The 16,916-nt window shown below is 46.8% G+C and carries 21 protein-coding genes and 1 other RNA gene; 17 read left to right on the forward strand and 5 right to left on the reverse strand.

Going from position 1 to position 16,916, the window contains the following annotated elements:
* Positions 1-33 precede the first annotated feature (33 nt).
* The 4 genes from smpB to NQS30_RS02235 all read left to right on the forward strand — a co-directional run bounded on the left by smpB (position 34) and on the right by NQS30_RS02235 (position 2,326).
* Positions 34-504 (forward strand): SsrA-binding protein, encoded by a 471-nt coding sequence (gene smpB / locus NQS30_RS02220; RefSeq protein WP_003151688.1) that lies wholly within the window; start codon positions 34-36, stop codon positions 502-504.
* A 167-nt stretch (positions 505-671) separates the two neighbouring features.
* Positions 672-1,034, forward strand: a transfer-messenger RNA (tmRNA) gene (gene ssrA / locus NQS30_RS02225).
* A 77-nt stretch (positions 1,035-1,111) separates the two neighbouring features.
* Complete coding sequence (locus tag NQS30_RS02230; protein WP_218791374.1) at positions 1,112-1,417, forward strand: barstar family protein; 306 nt, start codon at positions 1,112-1,114, stop codon at positions 1,415-1,417.
* Between the two features lie 114 nt (positions 1,418-1,531).
* A complete protein-coding gene (locus tag NQS30_RS02235; protein WP_015418226.1) occupies positions 1,532-2,326 on the forward strand; it encodes an SDR family NAD(P)-dependent oxidoreductase in 795 nt (264 codons plus the stop codon).
* A 51-nt stretch (positions 2,327-2,377) separates the two neighbouring features.
* Here the strand turns inward: NQS30_RS02235 and NQS30_RS02240 are convergent, their stop codons facing one another.
* Positions 2,378-3,259 carry a LysR family transcriptional regulator gene (locus tag NQS30_RS02240; RefSeq protein ID WP_023357134.1) on the reverse strand — a complete coding sequence of 294 codons (882 nt, stop codon included), beginning with the start codon at positions 3,257-3,259 and terminating at the stop codon, positions 2,378-2,380.
* A gap of 151 nt (positions 3,260-3,410) precedes the next feature.
* Between NQS30_RS02240 and NQS30_RS02245 the strand changes: the two genes are divergently transcribed.
* From NQS30_RS02245 to NQS30_RS02285, 9 genes are read left to right on the forward strand one after another with little or no spacing between them, the layout of a single operon-like run.
* Positions 3,411-3,950, forward strand: a complete 540-nt coding sequence (locus NQS30_RS02245; RefSeq protein WP_003151702.1) for a GNAT family N-acetyltransferase — start codon at positions 3,411-3,413, stop codon at positions 3,948-3,950.
* Complete coding sequence (locus NQS30_RS02250; RefSeq protein ID WP_069007348.1) at positions 3,947-4,759, forward strand: amino acid ABC transporter substrate-binding protein; 813 nt, start codon at positions 3,947-3,949, stop codon at positions 4,757-4,759. Before NQS30_RS02245 ends, NQS30_RS02250 begins: the two co-directional genes overlap by 4 nt.
* Before the next feature lie 25 nt (positions 4,760-4,784).
* Positions 4,785-5,597 carry an amino acid ABC transporter substrate-binding protein gene (locus NQS30_RS02255; protein WP_218791373.1) on the forward strand — a complete coding sequence of 271 codons (813 nt, stop codon included), beginning with the start codon at positions 4,785-4,787 and terminating at the stop codon, positions 5,595-5,597.
* 22 nt (positions 5,598-5,619) lie between these two features.
* A complete protein-coding gene (locus tag NQS30_RS02260; RefSeq protein WP_012118458.1) occupies positions 5,620-6,342 on the forward strand; it encodes an amino acid ABC transporter permease in 723 nt (240 codons plus the stop codon).
* Between the two features lie 15 nt (positions 6,343-6,357).
* On the forward strand, positions 6,358-7,065 hold the full coding sequence (locus tag NQS30_RS02265) for an amino acid ABC transporter permease (RefSeq protein WP_020956345.1): 708 nt from the start codon (positions 6,358-6,360) through the stop codon (positions 7,063-7,065).
* The gene (locus NQS30_RS02270) at positions 7,062-7,841 is read left to right on the forward strand and encodes an amino acid ABC transporter ATP-binding protein (RefSeq protein WP_218791372.1); all 780 of its coding nucleotides are present in this window, start codon (positions 7,062-7,064) and stop codon (positions 7,839-7,841) included. Before NQS30_RS02265 ends, NQS30_RS02270 begins: the two co-directional genes overlap by 4 nt.
* Positions 7,838-8,845, forward strand: a complete 1,008-nt coding sequence (locus tag NQS30_RS02275; RefSeq protein ID WP_085342324.1) for an LLM class flavin-dependent oxidoreductase — start codon at positions 7,838-7,840, stop codon at positions 8,843-8,845. Before NQS30_RS02270 ends, NQS30_RS02275 begins: the two co-directional genes overlap by 4 nt.
* Before the next feature lie 11 nt (positions 8,846-8,856).
* Positions 8,857-9,144, forward strand: a complete 288-nt coding sequence (locus NQS30_RS02280) for a glutaredoxin family protein (RefSeq protein ID WP_072589568.1) — start codon at positions 8,857-8,859, stop codon at positions 9,142-9,144.
* Positions 9,141-10,469 carry an LLM class flavin-dependent oxidoreductase gene (locus NQS30_RS02285; RefSeq protein ID WP_218791371.1) on the forward strand — a complete coding sequence of 443 codons (1,329 nt, stop codon included), beginning with the start codon at positions 9,141-9,143 and terminating at the stop codon, positions 10,467-10,469. Before NQS30_RS02280 ends, NQS30_RS02285 begins: the two co-directional genes overlap by 4 nt.
* Before the next feature lie 201 nt (positions 10,470-10,670).
* On the opposite strand, the gene NQS30_RS02290 is transcribed toward NQS30_RS02285, so the two are convergent.
* The 3 genes from NQS30_RS02290 to NQS30_RS02300 are packed head-to-tail and all read right to left on the reverse strand — an operon-like array spanning position 10,671 to position 13,093.
* On the reverse strand, positions 10,671-11,456 hold the full coding sequence (locus NQS30_RS02290; RefSeq protein WP_015240588.1) for an amidohydrolase family protein: 786 nt from the start codon (positions 11,454-11,456) through the stop codon (positions 10,671-10,673).
* A 3-nt stretch (positions 11,457-11,459) separates the two neighbouring features.
* Positions 11,460-11,876: a carboxymuconolactone decarboxylase family protein gene (locus tag NQS30_RS02295; RefSeq protein ID WP_007410005.1), complete on the reverse strand. Its 417-nt coding sequence runs from the start codon at positions 11,874-11,876 to the stop codon at positions 11,460-11,462.
* Positions 11,876-13,093, reverse strand: a complete 1,218-nt coding sequence (locus tag NQS30_RS02300; protein ID WP_015418216.1) for an MFS transporter — start codon at positions 13,091-13,093, stop codon at positions 11,876-11,878. Before NQS30_RS02300 ends, NQS30_RS02295 begins: the two co-directional genes overlap by 1 nt.
* A 103-nt stretch (positions 13,094-13,196) precedes the next feature.
* Here NQS30_RS02300 and NQS30_RS02305 point away from each other — a divergent pair, with 103 nt between their 5' ends.
* Positions 13,197-14,048 (forward strand): helix-turn-helix transcriptional regulator, encoded by an 852-nt coding sequence (locus NQS30_RS02305; RefSeq protein ID WP_007410007.1) that lies wholly within the window; start codon positions 13,197-13,199, stop codon positions 14,046-14,048.
* Positions 14,049-14,402: 354 nt separating this feature from the next.
* On the forward strand, positions 14,403-15,038 hold the full coding sequence (locus NQS30_RS02310; protein WP_025285267.1) for an FMN-dependent NADH-azoreductase: 636 nt from the start codon (positions 14,403-14,405) through the stop codon (positions 15,036-15,038).
* Between the two features lie 44 nt (positions 15,039-15,082).
* On the opposite strand, the gene NQS30_RS02315 is transcribed toward NQS30_RS02310, so the two are convergent.
* Entirely contained in the window at positions 15,083-16,123 is a 1,041-nt protein-coding gene (locus NQS30_RS02315; RefSeq protein WP_025285266.1) for an oxidoreductase, read from the reverse strand.
* 138 nt (positions 16,124-16,261) lie between these two features.
* Between NQS30_RS02315 and csoR the strand changes: the two genes are divergently transcribed.
* Together csoR and copZ are read left to right on the forward strand one after the other, a co-directional pair.
* Positions 16,262-16,567: a copper-sensing transcriptional repressor CsoR gene (csoR, locus tag NQS30_RS02320; protein WP_025285265.1), complete on the forward strand. Its 306-nt coding sequence runs from the start codon at positions 16,262-16,264 to the stop codon at positions 16,565-16,567.
* A 75-nt stretch (positions 16,568-16,642) separates the two neighbouring features.
* Positions 16,643-16,849, forward strand: coding sequence for a copper chaperone CopZ (gene copZ, locus NQS30_RS02325; protein ID WP_015240581.1), 207 nt, complete (start codon positions 16,643-16,645; stop codon positions 16,847-16,849).
* Positions 16,850-16,916: the final 67 nt, after the last annotated feature.

Below are 16,916 nucleotides of genomic sequence, written 5' to 3' on the forward strand. Positions count from 1 at the left end.
TGAACGGTTTTTGCGGAGAGAGGAGGATAAGGCATGCCAAAAGGATCAGGCAAAGTACTATCGCAAAACAAAAAAGCAAACCATGATTACTTTATAGAAGAAACCTATGAAACAGGCATCGTGCTGCAGGGAACGGAGATTAAGTCCATCCGCGCCGGCCGCGTAAACATGAAGGATTCCTTTGCGAAAATCGAGCGAGGCGAAGTGTTCCTCCACAATATGCACATCAGCCCGTACGAGCAGGGAAACCGCTATAACCACGACCCGCTCCGGACGAGAAAGCTTTTGATGCACAGGAAAGAAATCAATAAGCTGATCGGCCTGACGAAAGAGAAAGGCTATTCCCTCGTGCCGCTGAAGCTGTATTTGAAAAACGGCTTCGCCAAAGTGTTAATCGGCCTCGGAAAAGGGAAGAAAACATACGATAAACGCGAAGATTTAAAACGAAAAGACGCCAAAAGAGAAATCGAAAGAGCGTTCAGAGACAGACAAAAAGGCTTCTGATGCCTGAGCCTTGATGTGATAACTGCCGTATGCTATACTGTTCACACATCAGATTCACAGGCTGTTTATTGAAGACATTCCCAATTGAATTTGCCTGTGATCATGGTATAATAACAGTACAGCCAGTTGAGCAAGAGCTTGATAGATCTCCCGTATACCCTTAACAAGGGGACGTTACGGATTCGACAGGGATGGATCGAGCTTGAGCTGCGAGCCGAGAGGCGATCTCGTTAACACGCACCTAAATATAACTGGCAAAACTAAAAGTTTTAACCAAAACTTAGCACTAGCTGCCTAATAAACGCAGCGAGCTCTTCCTGACATTGCCTATGTGTCCGTGAAGAGCACATCCAAGTAGGCTACGCTTGCGTTCCCGTCTGAGAACGTAAGAAGAGACTGACAGACTAGCTCTCGGAAGGCCCGCCCGCAGGCACGAAGACGAGTGAAACACGAAATATGCAGGCTACGCTCGTAGACGCTTAAGTAATCGATGTTTCTGGACGTGGGTTCGACTCCCACCGTCTCCATACATAACAGAGGAACCGCAGTGCTGTCACATGACGCACTGCGGTTTTTTTCATGCCGAAAAATCAAGGAGTGAATGTAAATGGAAATCGTCATCATAGACGGAAAAGATGTTACAAGCACAGAAGCTTTACACCGAATCTTAAAAGATCAATTAGATTTCCCGGACTTTTATGGTGAAAATCTGAATGCCTTATGGGATTGTCTGACAGGCTGGATCGAACTTCCGCTGACTTTGGTGTGGAAGAATTTTGAGATCAGTCAGAAGGAATTGGGTTCGGATGCTGATAATGTATTAAGGATATTAAAAAAGGCTCAGGCAGAATTAGATGGTGAATTTTTCATTCAAATCGATCAGCCGTCAGCCGGGACAACGGACAGGCACTAAAAAGTGCGTACTTCCCCTCATCTATTTTTCTATCCGATAATAGGGACGGAAGGTTTCAGGCTTTCGATTTCTGTCCATATATAAGAAGAGACTTGCGATAGGGAGGAATGGATGATGGATTTGCAGTTGAAAGGAAAGACGGCGCTTGTGACGGGATCTACGTCAGGCATCGGGAAGGCGATTGCGGCTTCGCTGATTGCAGAAGGTGCGGCTGTGATCATTAACGGACGCCGTGAAGAAAAGGTGAACGAAACGATCCGGGAACTAGAGAAACAGACGCCGGATGCCCGTCTCTATCCGGCCGCATTTGATTTAGGCACGGCGGAAGGATGCGGCGCGATTTTTCAGCAGTACCCTGATGTGGATATTCTCGTCAACAATTTAGGAATCTTTGAACCTGCGGAATACTTTGATATTCCTGACGAAGAGTGGCTCCGGTTTTTCGAGGTGAATATCATGAGCGGCGTGAGGCTGACACGCCGGTATGCAAAGCGGATGATTGAACGGAAGGAAGGGCGGGTGATTTTTATCGCGAGTGAAGCGGCCGTCATGCCTTCTCAGGAAATGGCACACTACAGCGCCACGAAAACGACGCAGCTGTCGCTGTCACGCAGTCTGGCCGAGCTCACGGAAGGGACGAATGTGACGGTGAATACGGTCATGCCCGGCTCCACGAAAACAGAGGGCGTCGAAACAATGCTCGAGTCGCTTTATCCCGGTGAAAACCTGACCGCGGCGGAGGCGGAGAGACGATTTATGAAGGAGAATCGTCCGACGTCGATCATTCAGCGATTGATCCGTCCGGAAGAAATCGCCCACTTTGTCGCCTTTTTAAGCAGCCCGCTGTCGTCTGCCATTAACGGATCTGCATTGCGGATCGACGGCGGCTTGGTGCGGAGCATTATATAAGATGAATATACAAAAACCCCCGCAAAGTGGCGGGGGTTTTTGTAATGCGGATCACGCTGAAAACCGGCCGATGATCCTGCTGATTAAATCTTTTGTGGCGCAGTCAAAATGCTCTTCTTTTTGGTTTGTCAACAGCCCGACCGGCGGTGAAATTGTTAAGTTATGGATCGGAATGACCTTCGTGCCCTCGATCGGCTCTGAGTGCGCCGTCGCCGTAAAGATTGAGACGCCGATATTTTCCCTGACATAGTATTGGTGAGCCATGCTGCTGGTCAGCTCCATTTTTCGATAGCGGCTGCCGATGGACCGCTGCAGGTGCTGTTCAATTTGAATCCGGATCGGGCAATTGGCGGGCGTAAAAATCAGGCATTCATTTTCTAAGTCTTCGAGATTGATGCTTGCTTTGGCGGCAAGGGGATGTCTGTCGGACACGATGACATTGAGCGAGTCATGGAAAAACGGATCGAAATAATTCTCCAGAATCAGCTCCGGCTCGCCGCATACGGCAAAATCAATGGCGCCCTCCAGCAGTTTGCGGCTGCATGTATTGGCATCATCCACGCTGACATTGACCGACATGTCAGGATAATCATCTAAAAACCCCCGCAGTACGGCAGGGAAGATCAGGCTTGCCGTCGGTTCGGATATGCCGATGTGAATAAGGCCGGCCTGCCCCTGTCTGATGTCGGCCAGAGTATGGTCAAGCACCTCGTATTGCGCGAGAAGCTGCCCGGCCCGCTCATGAAACAGCCGCCCCGCCCTTGTCAGCTTCAGCTTCTTTCCCCGTTCAAACAGCTGCGCGCCTACATCCTGTTCCAGCTGTTTAATCCGCATTGAAATCGTCGGCTGTGAGTAGTTCAGAATTTCGGCGGCTTTATAAAAGCTGCCTGACTGTACGATCGTATGGAACGTCTTAATGGTGCGTAATTCCAACGAAATCCCCTCCCGGCTGTTCATTAATTTTCTTGAACCTTTCCTTTACTTTTTTTGATTAGTCAAATAAATCAGTTTGCTTTATAGTATAAACAATCAAAGCTTAGTAAACAAATTGGAATTATATATTTTTGCGGGGAGAGTGACCGGAATGAGTGAAGACATATTTCGATTGGCTGAGAAAAAGGATGCGCCGGAGTTTTTAGAGCTGCTGTACAGCGCGTTTCAGCCGATCCGCAATTTGGAGATTGACTGGCCGTCGGCGCGGGCCGACATCGATATGGTAACAGAAAATATTGAAAATCATTCAGCCGTCGTGCTCGAACGGGACGGACGGCTTCTATCAACAATTACGATCCGTTTTCCGTGGGAGAGTGACACGCCTCCGTCAAAATATCCGTTCGTCTGGTGGTTTGCGACGCTTCCTGAGCTGAAGGGGCAGGGCATCGGCAGCAAACTTTTGACTTATGTGGAGGAACACGTGCTGCGGGATACGCTGAAGGCCCCGGCCATCACGCTCGGCACTTCGGCGCGCAAGCATCCCTGGCTTGTAGATATGTACAGACGGAGGGGGTATGAAGTGTATTTTGAGCAGGAGAAAGACGGAGACATCGGAGTCATGATGAGAAAGGTGCTCATACCGGAGCGGTTTGACGCGTCGCTGTTAGGCACACCGAGCTGGGCGCAATGATAAAAAAACGGATCAGAGCCGGCTGTCTGCTTCTGCTGCTCGGTGTGCTGGCCGGGTGCGGGCAAGGAGAAAGCACAAAAGCGGGGAGCGGCGTGCAGACCGTCATTGTCGGCACGGGAACTGATTTTCCGAACATTGCTTTTATGGATGAAAAAGGCGAGCTGACCGGCTATGACATTGAAGTGATGAAAGCCATTGATAAACAGCTGCCGCAATACAAATTTGTCTTTAAGACGATGGATTTTTCGAATCTGCTTACAAGTCTCGGAAACCGGAAAATTGACGTGATCGCGCACAATATGGCGAAAAATAAGGAACGGGAGAAACGCTTTTTGTATCACAAAATCCCGTATAACTACTCGCCGATGTACATCACGGTGAAGGCGGATAATGACGCGATACACACGCTCCGGGATTTAAAAGGGAAAACCGTCATCGTCGGCGCGACGTCAAACGCGGCGGATTATATGACGGCATACAACAAAACCCACGGCAGCCCGATACATTTGAAATACGCCGGGCAGGGCAGCAGTGATACAGCAAACCAAATGGAGACAGGACGCGCTGACGCCACCGTATCCACGCCGTTTGCCGTCGATTTTCAAAATAAGACGCACGCGTTCAAACAAAAAACGGTCGGTGATGTGCTGCTGGATACCGAGGTGTATTTTATGTTCAATAAAAACAGCCAAACCCTGGCCGACGATACGGATCGGGCGATTCAAAAGCTTGAGAAGGACGGCACATTGAAAAGACTGAGTGAAAAATGGCTCGGCGCGGATTATTCAAAATCAAGTTTCACGAAATAATTGAAGCAGAAAACGGGGCGATCACATGAAAATAAGATTGGCGGTCATGTCATTAACAATTGCCGCAACGGCGGCGTTATCAGCCTGCGGCGCGGGCGGGGAGGCGGCATCAGGCAATCAGAAAAACGTGAAGAAAATCACGGTCGGCACGGGAACTCAATTTCCGAATATTTGCTTTATTGATGATAAAGGCAAATTGACGGGCTACGACGTTGAGCTGGTGAAAGAGCTTGACAGGCGCCTGCCGGACTATCGTTTCACTTTTAAAACGATGGATTTCTCCAACCTGCTTGTCAGCCTCGGCCAGCATAAAGTCGATATCGTAGCCCATCAAATGGAGAAAAGCGCCGAACGGGAGAAAAAATTTCTGTTCAATCAAGTCGCGTATAACAACTTCCCGCTGAAAATCACGGTGCTTCAAGAAAACGGGAACATTCACGGCATTGATGACTTGAAAGGAAAGCGGGTCATTACAAGTCCGACGTCAAACGGCGCGCTTGTGCTGAAAAAATGGAATAAAAAACACGGCAGTCCGTTTGAAATCGCTTATGCCGGCCAAGGCTCCAACGATGCGGCAAATCAGCTGAAATCCGGCCGCGCCGATGCGACGATTTCTACGCCGTTTGCCGTCGATTTCCAAAACAAAACGAGCGCGATCAAAGAAAAAACGGTCGGCGGGGTGCTGTCAAATGCCAAAGTGTTCTTTATGTTTAACAAAAATGAACAAACGCTGAGCGATGACATTGATAAAGCCCTGCAGGAAATCATTGATGACGGCACGCTTAAAAAGCTGAGTGAAAAGTGGCTCGGCGCTGATTATTCAAAGGAGCAATATTAAGTGAAAAAGAGAGGGATCGGCAATGGAAAAAGCGTTTGATATCAGTATGATCGCGTCCTTTGTGCCGACATTGCTCGGGTATTTGCCCGTCACGCTGTATATATTGGCGGTGTCTTTGCTGTTCGGCTTTCTATTGGGGCTGCTTTTGGCGCTGCTCCGCATCTATCGTATTCCCGTTTTGAATCAGTTTGCGAAGCTGTATATCTCTTTTTTCAGAGGAACGCCCATCATGGTGCAGCTGTTCATTGTATTTTACGGTATTCCGGCGCTCACGGCGCTCGCCGGGATTGATACCTCCAAAATGGACCCTTTGTATGCGGCCATCGCCACGTACGCGCTGAGCAGCGCGGCAAGAGCGGCCGAAATCATCAGGGGAGGTGTGAACAGCGTCGACCGCGGGCAGGCGGAGGCGGCTTTCAGCATCGGGCTGAACGGGGGGCAGACATTCCGGCGCATCATTCTGCCGCAGGCGCTTGTGCAGGCCTTTCCCAACATCGGAAATATGGTGATCGGTTTCTTAAAAGATACATCACTCGCTTTTTCGATCGGGGTGATGGATATGTCGGGCAGAGGACAGACCTTGATTACATCGAGCAATCATTCTTTAGAAGTGTATATCTCGCTTTCTGTTCTGTATTATGCGGCCGCCCTTTTATTTGAATGTGTCTTCAGATGGGCCGAAAAACGAATCAAGAAAGATGAGACGCGCCTTGTGACGGTTTTTGACATGAGCGCGCACGGCTGAAAAGGAGGGAGAACAGTGGAGCTGGACATTCCATTTATCGGCACTGCGATCAAACAAATGATGAAAACCGTTCCGCTTACATTGGCGATGACGGTCATTCCGATTATTGCCGGATTTTTCATAGCTCTCGGCAATATCACGGTGCGGATATTCCGCATCAAATGGCTGCTGGCCTGCTCAGCGTTTTACGTGTCTTTTTTTCGCAGCACCCCGGCGATTCTCCATATTATGCTGATTTATTTAGGGGTTCCGCTGATTGCCGATCAATTCAGCCGCGCGTTTCATCTCGGCTGGTCGGCCAATCAGATTCCGGTCGCCGTGTTTGTCATCATGGCACTGTCATTAACGGCAGGCGCTTATATGACGGAAATTCTCCGTTCCGGGATCATGGCCGTCGATACGGGGCAGGCGGAGGCGGCATATTCAATCGGCTTGACGCGGGGCCAGATGATTCGGCGCGTGGTTCTGCCGCAGGCGTTCATGATATCGCTGCCGAACTTCACCAACATAGGCATCGGCTTTTTGCATACCACTTCCATCGCGGCAATTGTTGCGGTGCCTGAAATTACAGGAACGGCGACGATTGCGGCATCCGATAACTATGCATTTCTGGAAGCATTTATCGGGGCTGCCGTGATTTATTGGGGATTAACGCTGATTCTCGAAGCTGTAAACAGTCTGGCGGAAAAAAGGGCGGCCAGATATCAAGGAGGCGCATTATGATCGAAATCCGAAACATTCAGAAACATTTTGGCAGTCATCACGTGCTAAAGGGGATCAATTTAAGTGTCCGGAAAGGAGAAGTCGTGACCATCATCGGCCCGAGCGGTTCCGGGAAAACCACGTTTCTGCGCTGCCTTAATTTACTTGAGCGGCCGGATGAGGGCGCCATTTCGCTGCACGGTGAAGTCATTAACTGCAAAAAGCCTGCCAAAAAAGACATTCTCAGACTGAGGAAACAGACGGCGATGGTTTTTCAGCAATATCATTTGTTTTCGCATAAAACGGCGATTCAAAATGTTATGGAAGGCCTGACGGTCGCAAGGAAAATGAAAAAAACAGATGCGTACGCCATTGCCGAGCGGGAACTGGCCAAGGTGGGGCTTCAGGATAAATTGCACGCCTATCCGAATCAGCTGTCGGGAGGCCAAAAGCAGCGGGTCGGAATTGCCAGGGCGCTTGCCATTCATCCTGATGTGATGCTGTTTGATGAACCGACCGCAGCCCTTGATCCGGAGCTTGTCGGCGAGGTGCTCGAGGTGATGCTTAACATTGTGCGGACCGGCGCCACCATGATCATTGTCACACATGAAATGGAATTCGCCAGAAAAGTGTCCGACCGAATTGTGTTTATGGATGAAGGAGCAATCGTGGAACAAGGAACGCCTGAGGAAGTCTTTTACAAGACGAAAAAAGAAAGAACGAAGAAGTTCCTCCGCCGCGTGCTGCCTAATTACGGTTATGACATAAAAGAGCGCATAAAGGAGCCTGTCGTATGATTCGTTTAAGCATTTTAGACCAAAGTGTCACCGCGGAAAACCAAACCGCAGAAGAAGCCTTGCGGCAAACGGTGAGATTGGCTCAGGAGGCCGAACAATACGGATATGACCGTTTCTGGGCGGCGGAGCATCATAACAATGAAGAGATAGCGGGATCAGCGCCGGAAATTGTTCTGGGGTATCTTGCCGCAAGCACGAAAAAAATCCGTCTCGCGTCCGGCGGGGTGATGCTGCAGCATTACAGTCCTTATAAAGTGGCAGAGCAGTTCCGGGTTCTGTCCGCTCTTGCTCCCGGCCGTGTGGCGCTTGGTGTCGGCAAAGCGCCCGGCGGATTTCAGCTGTCAACCGATGCGCTGCAGCGGGAGCTTATCCAGCCCGCCCGTTTATTTGAAGAAAAGCTTGAGGAGCTGACTCATTTCATCCGAAATGATTTTCCGGACTCGCACCGCTACGCGTCATTGCGGCCGGCGCCGCATACTGAGTATGCGCCTGACCTCTTTTTGCTCGGCGGCAGCGCGGAAAGCGCGATATCCGCGGCCAAACTCGGCATTTCCTTCGTTTTCGCCTATTTCATAAACGGTGAAGAGGCTGCGTTAGAAAAAGCGCGCCACGCCTTTGACGAGCATCTGCCGAAAGGGTCTAAGGCGGAATTTCACCTTGCGCCGATGGTCTTTACCGCGCATACAAAAGCAGAAGCGGAAAAACACGTGGTATCGCGTGAGTCGGTCAAAATCATTCTCGAAGACGGCAAAAAGGTGAATGTCGGTTCCCGGGAACAAGCGGAAGCGTTTCTTGAACAAGTCACGCAGCCATACAAGCTGATTACACAAAAGACGGGTGTGATTGCCGGGACAAAAGAAGAGACTGCCGCCGAGCTGCGACGATTATCCGTTCCGTACAGCATTACTGATTTTGTGATTTTGTCGCCTATCAAAAACGCTGAGGAAAAACGATTGTCTTACCGGCTGTTAAGCGAAGCGGTGCAGCCGGCCCCGCAATTATAGGAGGGATGAACATGAGTCATGAAGTAAACGTAGTGGTCTGGAGCAAACAGGGCTGCTCCTATTGCGATGAAGTGAAAGGATATTTGCGGGAAAATGCCGTTGCATACGAAACAATTGATGTGACAGAGCGGGACGAATTGAGTGACGTGCTGCAGACGAAGTACGGCATCCGTCATGTTCCCGTCGTTGAAATCGGCAGCGGTGACAGCCGTGTGTATCAGGCCGTTACTCAAGTCGGCATTGAACATGTAGAACGGGCGCTTGCTGATTACGAGGGGAAAAAGGGGGAGAGAAAATGAGCCGGACGGATCTTATTCAATTCGGAGCCATGATTCACGGTATCGGCGGCACAACGGACGGCTGGCGTCATCCCGACGCCGATCCGACAGCAAGCACGAATGCGGCGTTTTACAGGCAAAAAGCGCAGACTGCTGAAAGAGGGCTGTTCAGCTTTGCTTTTATTGCGGACGGCTTGTTCATTTCTGAAAAGTCCATCCCGCATTTCTTAAATCGGTTTGAGCCGATCACTATCTTATCGGCGCTTGCCGCCTCTACAACCCATCTTGGTTTAATCGGCACATTTTCCACATCGTTCACTGAGCCGTTCACCATCGCAAGACAGCTGATGTCTCTTGACCATATCAGCGGCGGCCGGGCTGGCTGGAATCTCGTCACCTCTCCGCAGGCGGGAGCCGCGCGCAATCACAGCAAAGAAAGCCTTCCCGACCACAGCCGGCGCTACGCCATCGCCCAGGAACATGTGGACGTGGTGCGCGGTCTGTGGAATTCCTGGGAAGAAGATGCCTTCGTCCGCAACAAAGAAACCGGGCAATTTTTTGACCCTGACAAACTGCATCGCCTGTATCACAAAGGCGAGTATTTCAAAGTGGAGGGCCCCCTGAATATCGGCCGGTCCAAACAGGGAGAGCCGGTCGTTTTCCAAGCGGGGTCTTCAGAAACCGGCCGGTCGTTTGCCGCGAGGAATGCAGATGCAGTCTTTACGCACTCCAATTCACTTGAGGAAACGAAGGCTTTTTATGATGATGTGAAGAAGCGGGCGGCGGATTACGGCCGGGACGCTTCCAAGCTACGGATTTTTCCGGGAATCAGTCCGATTATAGCCGGCTCACAAGAAGAAGCGGAAGCGAAATACCAAGAATTTGCCGAGCTGATTCCGATAGAGAACGCTGTTAAATATGTGGCCAGATTTTTTGACGATTATGATCTGAGCCGTTTTCCGCTGGATGAGCCGTTTCCTGATTTGGGCGACGTCGGGAAAAACGCGTTTCAAAGCACGACAGACCGTATCAAAAGGGAGGCGAAAGCCCGGAATCTTACGTTGCGTCAAGTGGCGCGCGAAGCCGCGTTTCCGCGAACCCATTTTATCGGCACACCTGAACGTGTAGCGTCATTAATTGAAACATGGTTTCAGCGGGAAGCGGCGGACGGGTTTATCATTCACTCTGACATCCCGGGCATGCTTGAAGCCTTTGTGGATCATGTCATACCAATCCTCCAGGAAAAGGGGCTGTACCGAAAAAGCTATCCGGCCGATACACTGCGGGGGAATCTCGGGTTGGATATTCCGGTCTGTAAATCAAACCCGATTTTGAGCAGAAACTAAATGTTTCTGCTTTTTCTGCTGCTTGCCATTCCCGTCATTAAAGGGATCCCGCCAGCATTTTGGATAAGAAAAGAGCCGATTTACCCCGTTAACCGTTAAGAGTAAATCGGCTCTTTATTATTTAAAAGACGTAAGGAATGAAAACCTGCTGAATGCAATCCTTCAAACTTATATTCCCTAAGAAATTGTTATAAAAATAAGTTAAATCTTTAAGAGGTTAGCAATATTTCCGCCTAGTACTCGTTGTACGACTTCTTCACTTGAAGCATGGCGTTCAACTGCCAACTTATTTAGGAATGGATCACCATATGGAAAATCAGAACTAAATAAAGTGTTCTCTGGGAGTTCTTTTATAGCCAAAGATAATGCATAGGTTGTATAAAATGCAGAAATATCTAGGTAGGCGTTCTTTGTTTCTTTTGTTAATGCAATAACTTGCTGCCAATGAATCCCTCCCAAATGGCCATAGATTACAGGGACAGTGGGATATTTACGAGTTAAAGCGAACAATTCCTGAATATCATTTAAATTGAGTGGATGGAATGTATGCACCCAAATCGGAAAGGAATTATAATCACTAGCTGCCTGGAATACAGGCTCAAGCATTTTAATTTGGCCTGAACCAAGGGTGAATTCTCCAAGTCCCTTCATTTTATAATCTTTTACAATCTTCTCAACCCAATCATGCAGTTCTCCGGAGGAACTTAAAAGGGGAACTGATCCAAATCCAATAAAACGGTCAGGATATTTTGCGATAGCATCCCTTAATTCTTCTAGAGCTTTTACTCGTGCTTCTAGGGGGTTTATCTCGTTATTTAAAATTTGATTCAGTACATCCATTTCCTGAATAAATTCATCGTAGCTTTCACTTTTTTCTGGATGAACAAGCGTAGAGAATAAAATAGTTTTATCTATCCCGCTTGAATCCATCATTTCAATGTGTTTTTCTACAGGTAGAACTACGTGGGCATGACTATCAATGATCATTTTTTACTCTCCTTCCAATAAATTGGCTGACAGCTGATTTCGTCTTTTAGAAAATACTTCAGTAGCTATTGTTAAAATGGTATTTAATGCGACAGGAAAGCCTGCATAAATTAACATTTGCATCATAGCTTCCACAATTTCTTCTTCGGTCCATCCGACATTTAAAGCTCCGTTAATATAAAACTTTAATTGTTCTGTATTTCCTAAAGCAGTCAGACCAGCAACTGCTGCAAGAAGGCGGGATTTTAAATCTAATCCCGGTCTGGAAAAAATTTGACCATAATTAAATTCCACAGCCAAAGTTCCCAAGTCAGGTGCTGCTGAATCTTTAAAACTGTTCACGATATTTTGATAGTTGTGCGGATCAATTTTTGATAGAACTTCCAATCCCTTTTTGTAGTTTTCTGTATTTTCAGACATTAGATATGACTTCCTTTCTCGAATTCTCTATTTTTTACTGTTCTTTTTTTAGGTAAGCTAAATAAGGAACTAAAAGCAATACCTATCATGAGTATCCCAACTGTACATACTCCATACCAATGCCATTTGCTCCAAGCAAGTACACCTAGATATGATCCTAAAGATCCGCCTAAGAATGTAGATACCATGTATAAACCATTTAATCTGCTTCTCTTTTCAGGAGATAGTTGAAAGATAGCAGCTTGACAAGCAACTTGATTTGCTTGCGTGCCAACTGTTACTAATAGTGCGCCAAGGAGTAATCCCGGTAACCAATATCCTAAGAATATTAAGGTCAGAAAAGCGATTAAAGAAATAAACATACATAAGGTATTAGCAAATTTTGATCCTTTTTTATCGATCACCCGGCCAATCATGGGAGTTGCAAAGGCTCCAGCTATTCCCACTAAACCTATTAAACCTGCCGCGGTGCTCCCATAAGAATAAGGAGAAGTATTTAATAAAAAAATAAGAGTTGTCCAGAAGGCACTAAAGGAACCAAACATCATTCCTTGACTCAGGCAAGCTTTTTGCAACACTTTTTCTTTTTTAAATAACGGGCCTAAAGATGCAAGTAATGTTTTATACTGCATTGCATGATTTCCTTTGCTTTTTGGAAGATACATTGCCATTAAAATGATCATTATCATTGTGCCAGCAAAAGAAGCCCAATACATTGATCTCCATCCAAAATGGGAATCTGCAAAACCACTGATAAATCGAGCGCCTAAAATCCCACACACTAAGCCAATGGCAACATTCCCTAACACTTTTCCTCTGTTCTCTTCTGAAGCTAAATTAGCAGCAAGAGGAACAATAATTTGAGGGACTATGGTAACAAATCCAAGAATTAAGTTTGCTGCAATCAGCCACGTTACATTCATTGATAAAGCAGTTGCGGCTAAAATTATACATACAATAGATAATAAACTTAGGATCAATTTTCTCCGTTCAAAAATGTCACCTAATGGTACCAATAAAAGATTTCCCAATGCATATCCCACTTGAGTTAAAGTTGCTACAATTCCTATATAGTTTTCAGAAACGTGAAAAGTATTTGCCATACTGACTAAGAGCGTTTGATTTAAATAGACATTAGCTACTGTAAAACCACATGCTGCAGCCATGAGGAGAACTAATCCTTTTGGGAAAGGCTCAGCCCTATTTTTGAAAACCATAAAACTCACCTCCTTCATTTATTAGAATAGATGAAGGTTTATAATGGGAATAGGAGTGTGTTTATCCTATTATTAAAACTACTACTTATAAGGGGAGATGTTCATGTTAAGTGACAAAGAAAGAAGGAAAGAACTAGGGGATTTCTTAAAAACACGACGGGCGCGATTATCTCCTCAAGACTTTGGTTTACCTATTGGTCCGCGCAGAAAAACAGAAGGACTGCGCCGAGAAGAAGCAGCTCAGCTGGCAGGAATAGGAGTAACCTGGTATACATGGTTAGAGCAAGGGCGTGATATACAGGTATCTTCAGACGTATTGGAGGCTATTTCGCGTGTATTCAGGTTAAATGAAGAGGAAAAAGAGCATCTATTTTTATTAGCAAATCGGCCATTGCTATCTAAGGTGGGAAGACCTCTCGTTGAAAGTGTAAATAGCGTCCTGAAAAATGTATTGAGTCAATTAGAATACTGCCCTACATATGTAACCGACGAAAAATTGAACATAGTAAGCTGGAATAAAGCTGCTGCCGTGGTTTTTGGTGACTTTAATAAAATGAATGATCGAGATCGTAATGCAGTCTGGCGTTGCTTTACGTCTAAAGAATACCGAGACCTCTTTCTTAATTGGGAAGATCATGCGCAACGCTTGATTGCTCAATTTCGTTTAGCCTATACACGTTTTGTCGGTGATGAGTGGTTTAAAGATATTATTAAAGAACTTACCAATAAGAGCCCTGAGTTTCGTAATTGGTGGTCCAAGCATGAAGTTCTAGGTACTCCTTGCGGCAAAAAAACACTGCTGCATCCTTTAGTTGGAGAAATGATTATGGATCATATTACTCTTCAAGTGTACGATGCCCCTGAACTAAAATTAACCATTTACCAACCTCGCCAAGAAGGTGAAACAGAACAGAAAATGAAGCATTTGTTAAACTGGCAAGCAGACCTGCAATAAAAGAGTGTGATAAATTCGAACGTATGAAGCGGAATTCGTTTGTCTCTAATATAAGAGCAGGAACATTTTGCATGGATAAATTCCACACAACTGTCTGAAATGAAACAGCCGATTTAGGCTTAACATGGTCAAAATCGGTCTTTTCTTTGTCGAAATTTGCTTAACGCGGGTTTTTTTCGATTTGCTGGAGGTACTTCTTGCAGCCTTTTCAAAAAAATATACTGATTTCGAGATATTATTGTTGCGAAAAGATTTTTTTGTAACTATAATTATTACAGAACTGATCAGTATAAAAAAACATTCATATTTCATAATAAATGTGTGTGTAATCTGAAAACGAAAGGGCTGTTTACAATGGCAAAAGTACTTTATATCACTGCTCATCCTCATGATGAAAAGACATCTTACAGCATGGCGACAGGAAAAGCGTTTATCGATTCTTATAAAGAATCAAACCCGAATGATGAGGTTGTACATATCGACCTTTACAAAGAGAACATTCCTCATATCGACGCGGATGTATTCAGCGGCTGGGGAAAACTTCAATCCGGCACAGGTTTTGAAGAGCTTTCTGAAAACGAAAAAGCGAAAGTCGGCCGTCTGAACGAGCTGAGCGATCAATTCGCGGCAGCTGACAAATACGTATTCGTCACACCGCTTTGGAACTTCTCATTCCCGCCTGTTATGAAAGCGTACCTTGATTCTGTGGCTGTAGCCGGAAAATCATTCAAATATACAGAGCAAGGCCCGATCGGTCTGTTGACAGACAAAAAAGCGCTCCACATTCAGGCGCGCGGAGGCTATTACTCTGAAGGACCGGCGGCTGACATGGAAATGGGCCACCGTTACATCGGCATCATGATGAACTTCTTCGGCGTTCCTTCTTTCGACGGATTAATCGTTGAAGGCCATAATGCTGAACCGAATAAAGCACAGCAAATTAAAGAAGATGCGATTGTCCGCGCGAAAGAAGCCGGAAAATCATTCTGATCTTAAAAAAACCTCCCCGCCGTACGGCTGGGAGGTTTTTCATATTAAAGGGCAATCGTCCGTTTTTGTTCGCTGCTTTTCATCGCCGCTTCAATGACACGGATGACATCGATGCCTTCTTTTGCCGTAACGGGAAGCGGTTTTCCGTTTAAGATGCTGTCTGCCAGCAGTTTGTAGTACGTAAGGTAAGAGCCGTTCTCAGAGGGGATTGTTTCTGTATGCCGTTTTTCATCCGCTGCGATTGTCAGCTCTCCGAAGTTGTCAGGATCATCGGCGCCCCAGCTGTCGTCAATCGGCTTTTTGCCCGCTGAAAGCGCATCTTCCTGTCCATCCATTCCGTATTTGATAAAGCTTGCATTCCGTCCGTGAATCTGATAGCGCGGGCCGCTTGCCGCATTCATGGAGCCGGATTGAAGAATGACCTGAAGTTTGCCGTAATGGAGCGCGGCCAGAAAATTATCAACGGTTTCACTGTTGTCCCGCTGTTTCATCACATGTGCGGTGACGGATTTCGGCATTCCGAAAAGCAGAAGTGTCTGGTCAATAATATGTGAACCGAGATCATACAGCGTTCCCGTGGCGGGTCCGTTCTTTTCGCGCCATTTTTCCTGTACAACCGGGTTGTATAGATCGTAGCTGACTTGATATGTATGAATGTCTTGAAGCGCCCCGTCCCGAATCAGCTTTTGTATTGTTAAAAAGTCATTGTCCCAGCGCCGGTTGTGGTACACGCTCAGCAAGACGCCTTTATTTTCAGCCGTTCTTCTCAGCTCCTCCGCTTCTGCTGAAGTCGCCGTCATCGGTTTTTCCACGACGGTGTGTTTTCCCGCCAGGAGACATTTCATCGCTGATTCATAATGCATTCCGCTCGGTGTCGTGACGATGACGAGATCAATGTCAGGATCACCGGTAATGTCTTCAATCGCGCGCACGGCTTCAGCCCCCGGCAGATCACGTTTGACCTCATCCGTTCTGGACGTCATGACTTTTTTGATCTGATAATCATCAAGGACGTCCAAAAGCGGCGCATGAAAAACTTTACCCGACAAACCATATCCCAATATGCCAACTTGTATCGTTTTCAATGAGTTTCCCCCTCTTGATAAGTGATAACATTATATACCCCGCGGGTGTACTGGTAAAACTTGTGTGTTGAAAATTTTTTACACCGGATTTTCAAGTCTGTATAATGAAGATAACGAAGAAAAAAACCGAGGTGGAAAATGGACAAACATACCGAGCATCAATCGTTAAATCATAAAAGCACCAAAGAAAAAGACCAGATCCTGAACCGGCTGAAACGGATTGAAGGCCAAGTCAGGGGCATTCAGAATATGGTGGATAACGAACGATACTGCGTGGATATTCTCGTGCAGATTTCAGCCGTACAGGCGGCCATGCAGAAAGTCGCGTTTCATCTGCTGGAAGATCACGCCCATCACTGCGTAGCCGGCGCCATTGAGAGCGGAAACGGGGAGCAGGCGATTGCCGAGCTGCTTGATGTTGTGAAAAAAATCGCAAAATCATAAAATAAAATGTTTTGAAATACCCTACAGGGGTATGGTAACATAAAAAAGAAAAAACAAGACGTGGAGGGAATTATCATGGAACAAAAAACACTGCAAGTCGAAGGCATGTCATGTCAGCACTGCGTCAAAGCAGTAGAGACCGGAGTAGGAGAACTGAACGGAGTGACGGCGGTTCAGGTGAAATTGGAAGCCGGACAGGTGGATGTGACGTTTGATGAGAACAAAGTCTCCGTATCAGATATAAAAGACGCGATTGAAGATCAAGGTTATGACGTCGTATAGGATTTATCGCGCTGCGGAAACGGGCGCGGTTTTCTTTTATGAAAATGATACCCCCTGGGGGTTTGTG

Source organism: Bacillus sp. B1(2022) (assembly GCF_040259625.1).
GTDB lineage: Bacteria > Bacillota > Bacilli > Bacillales > Bacillaceae > Bacillus > Bacillus velezensis.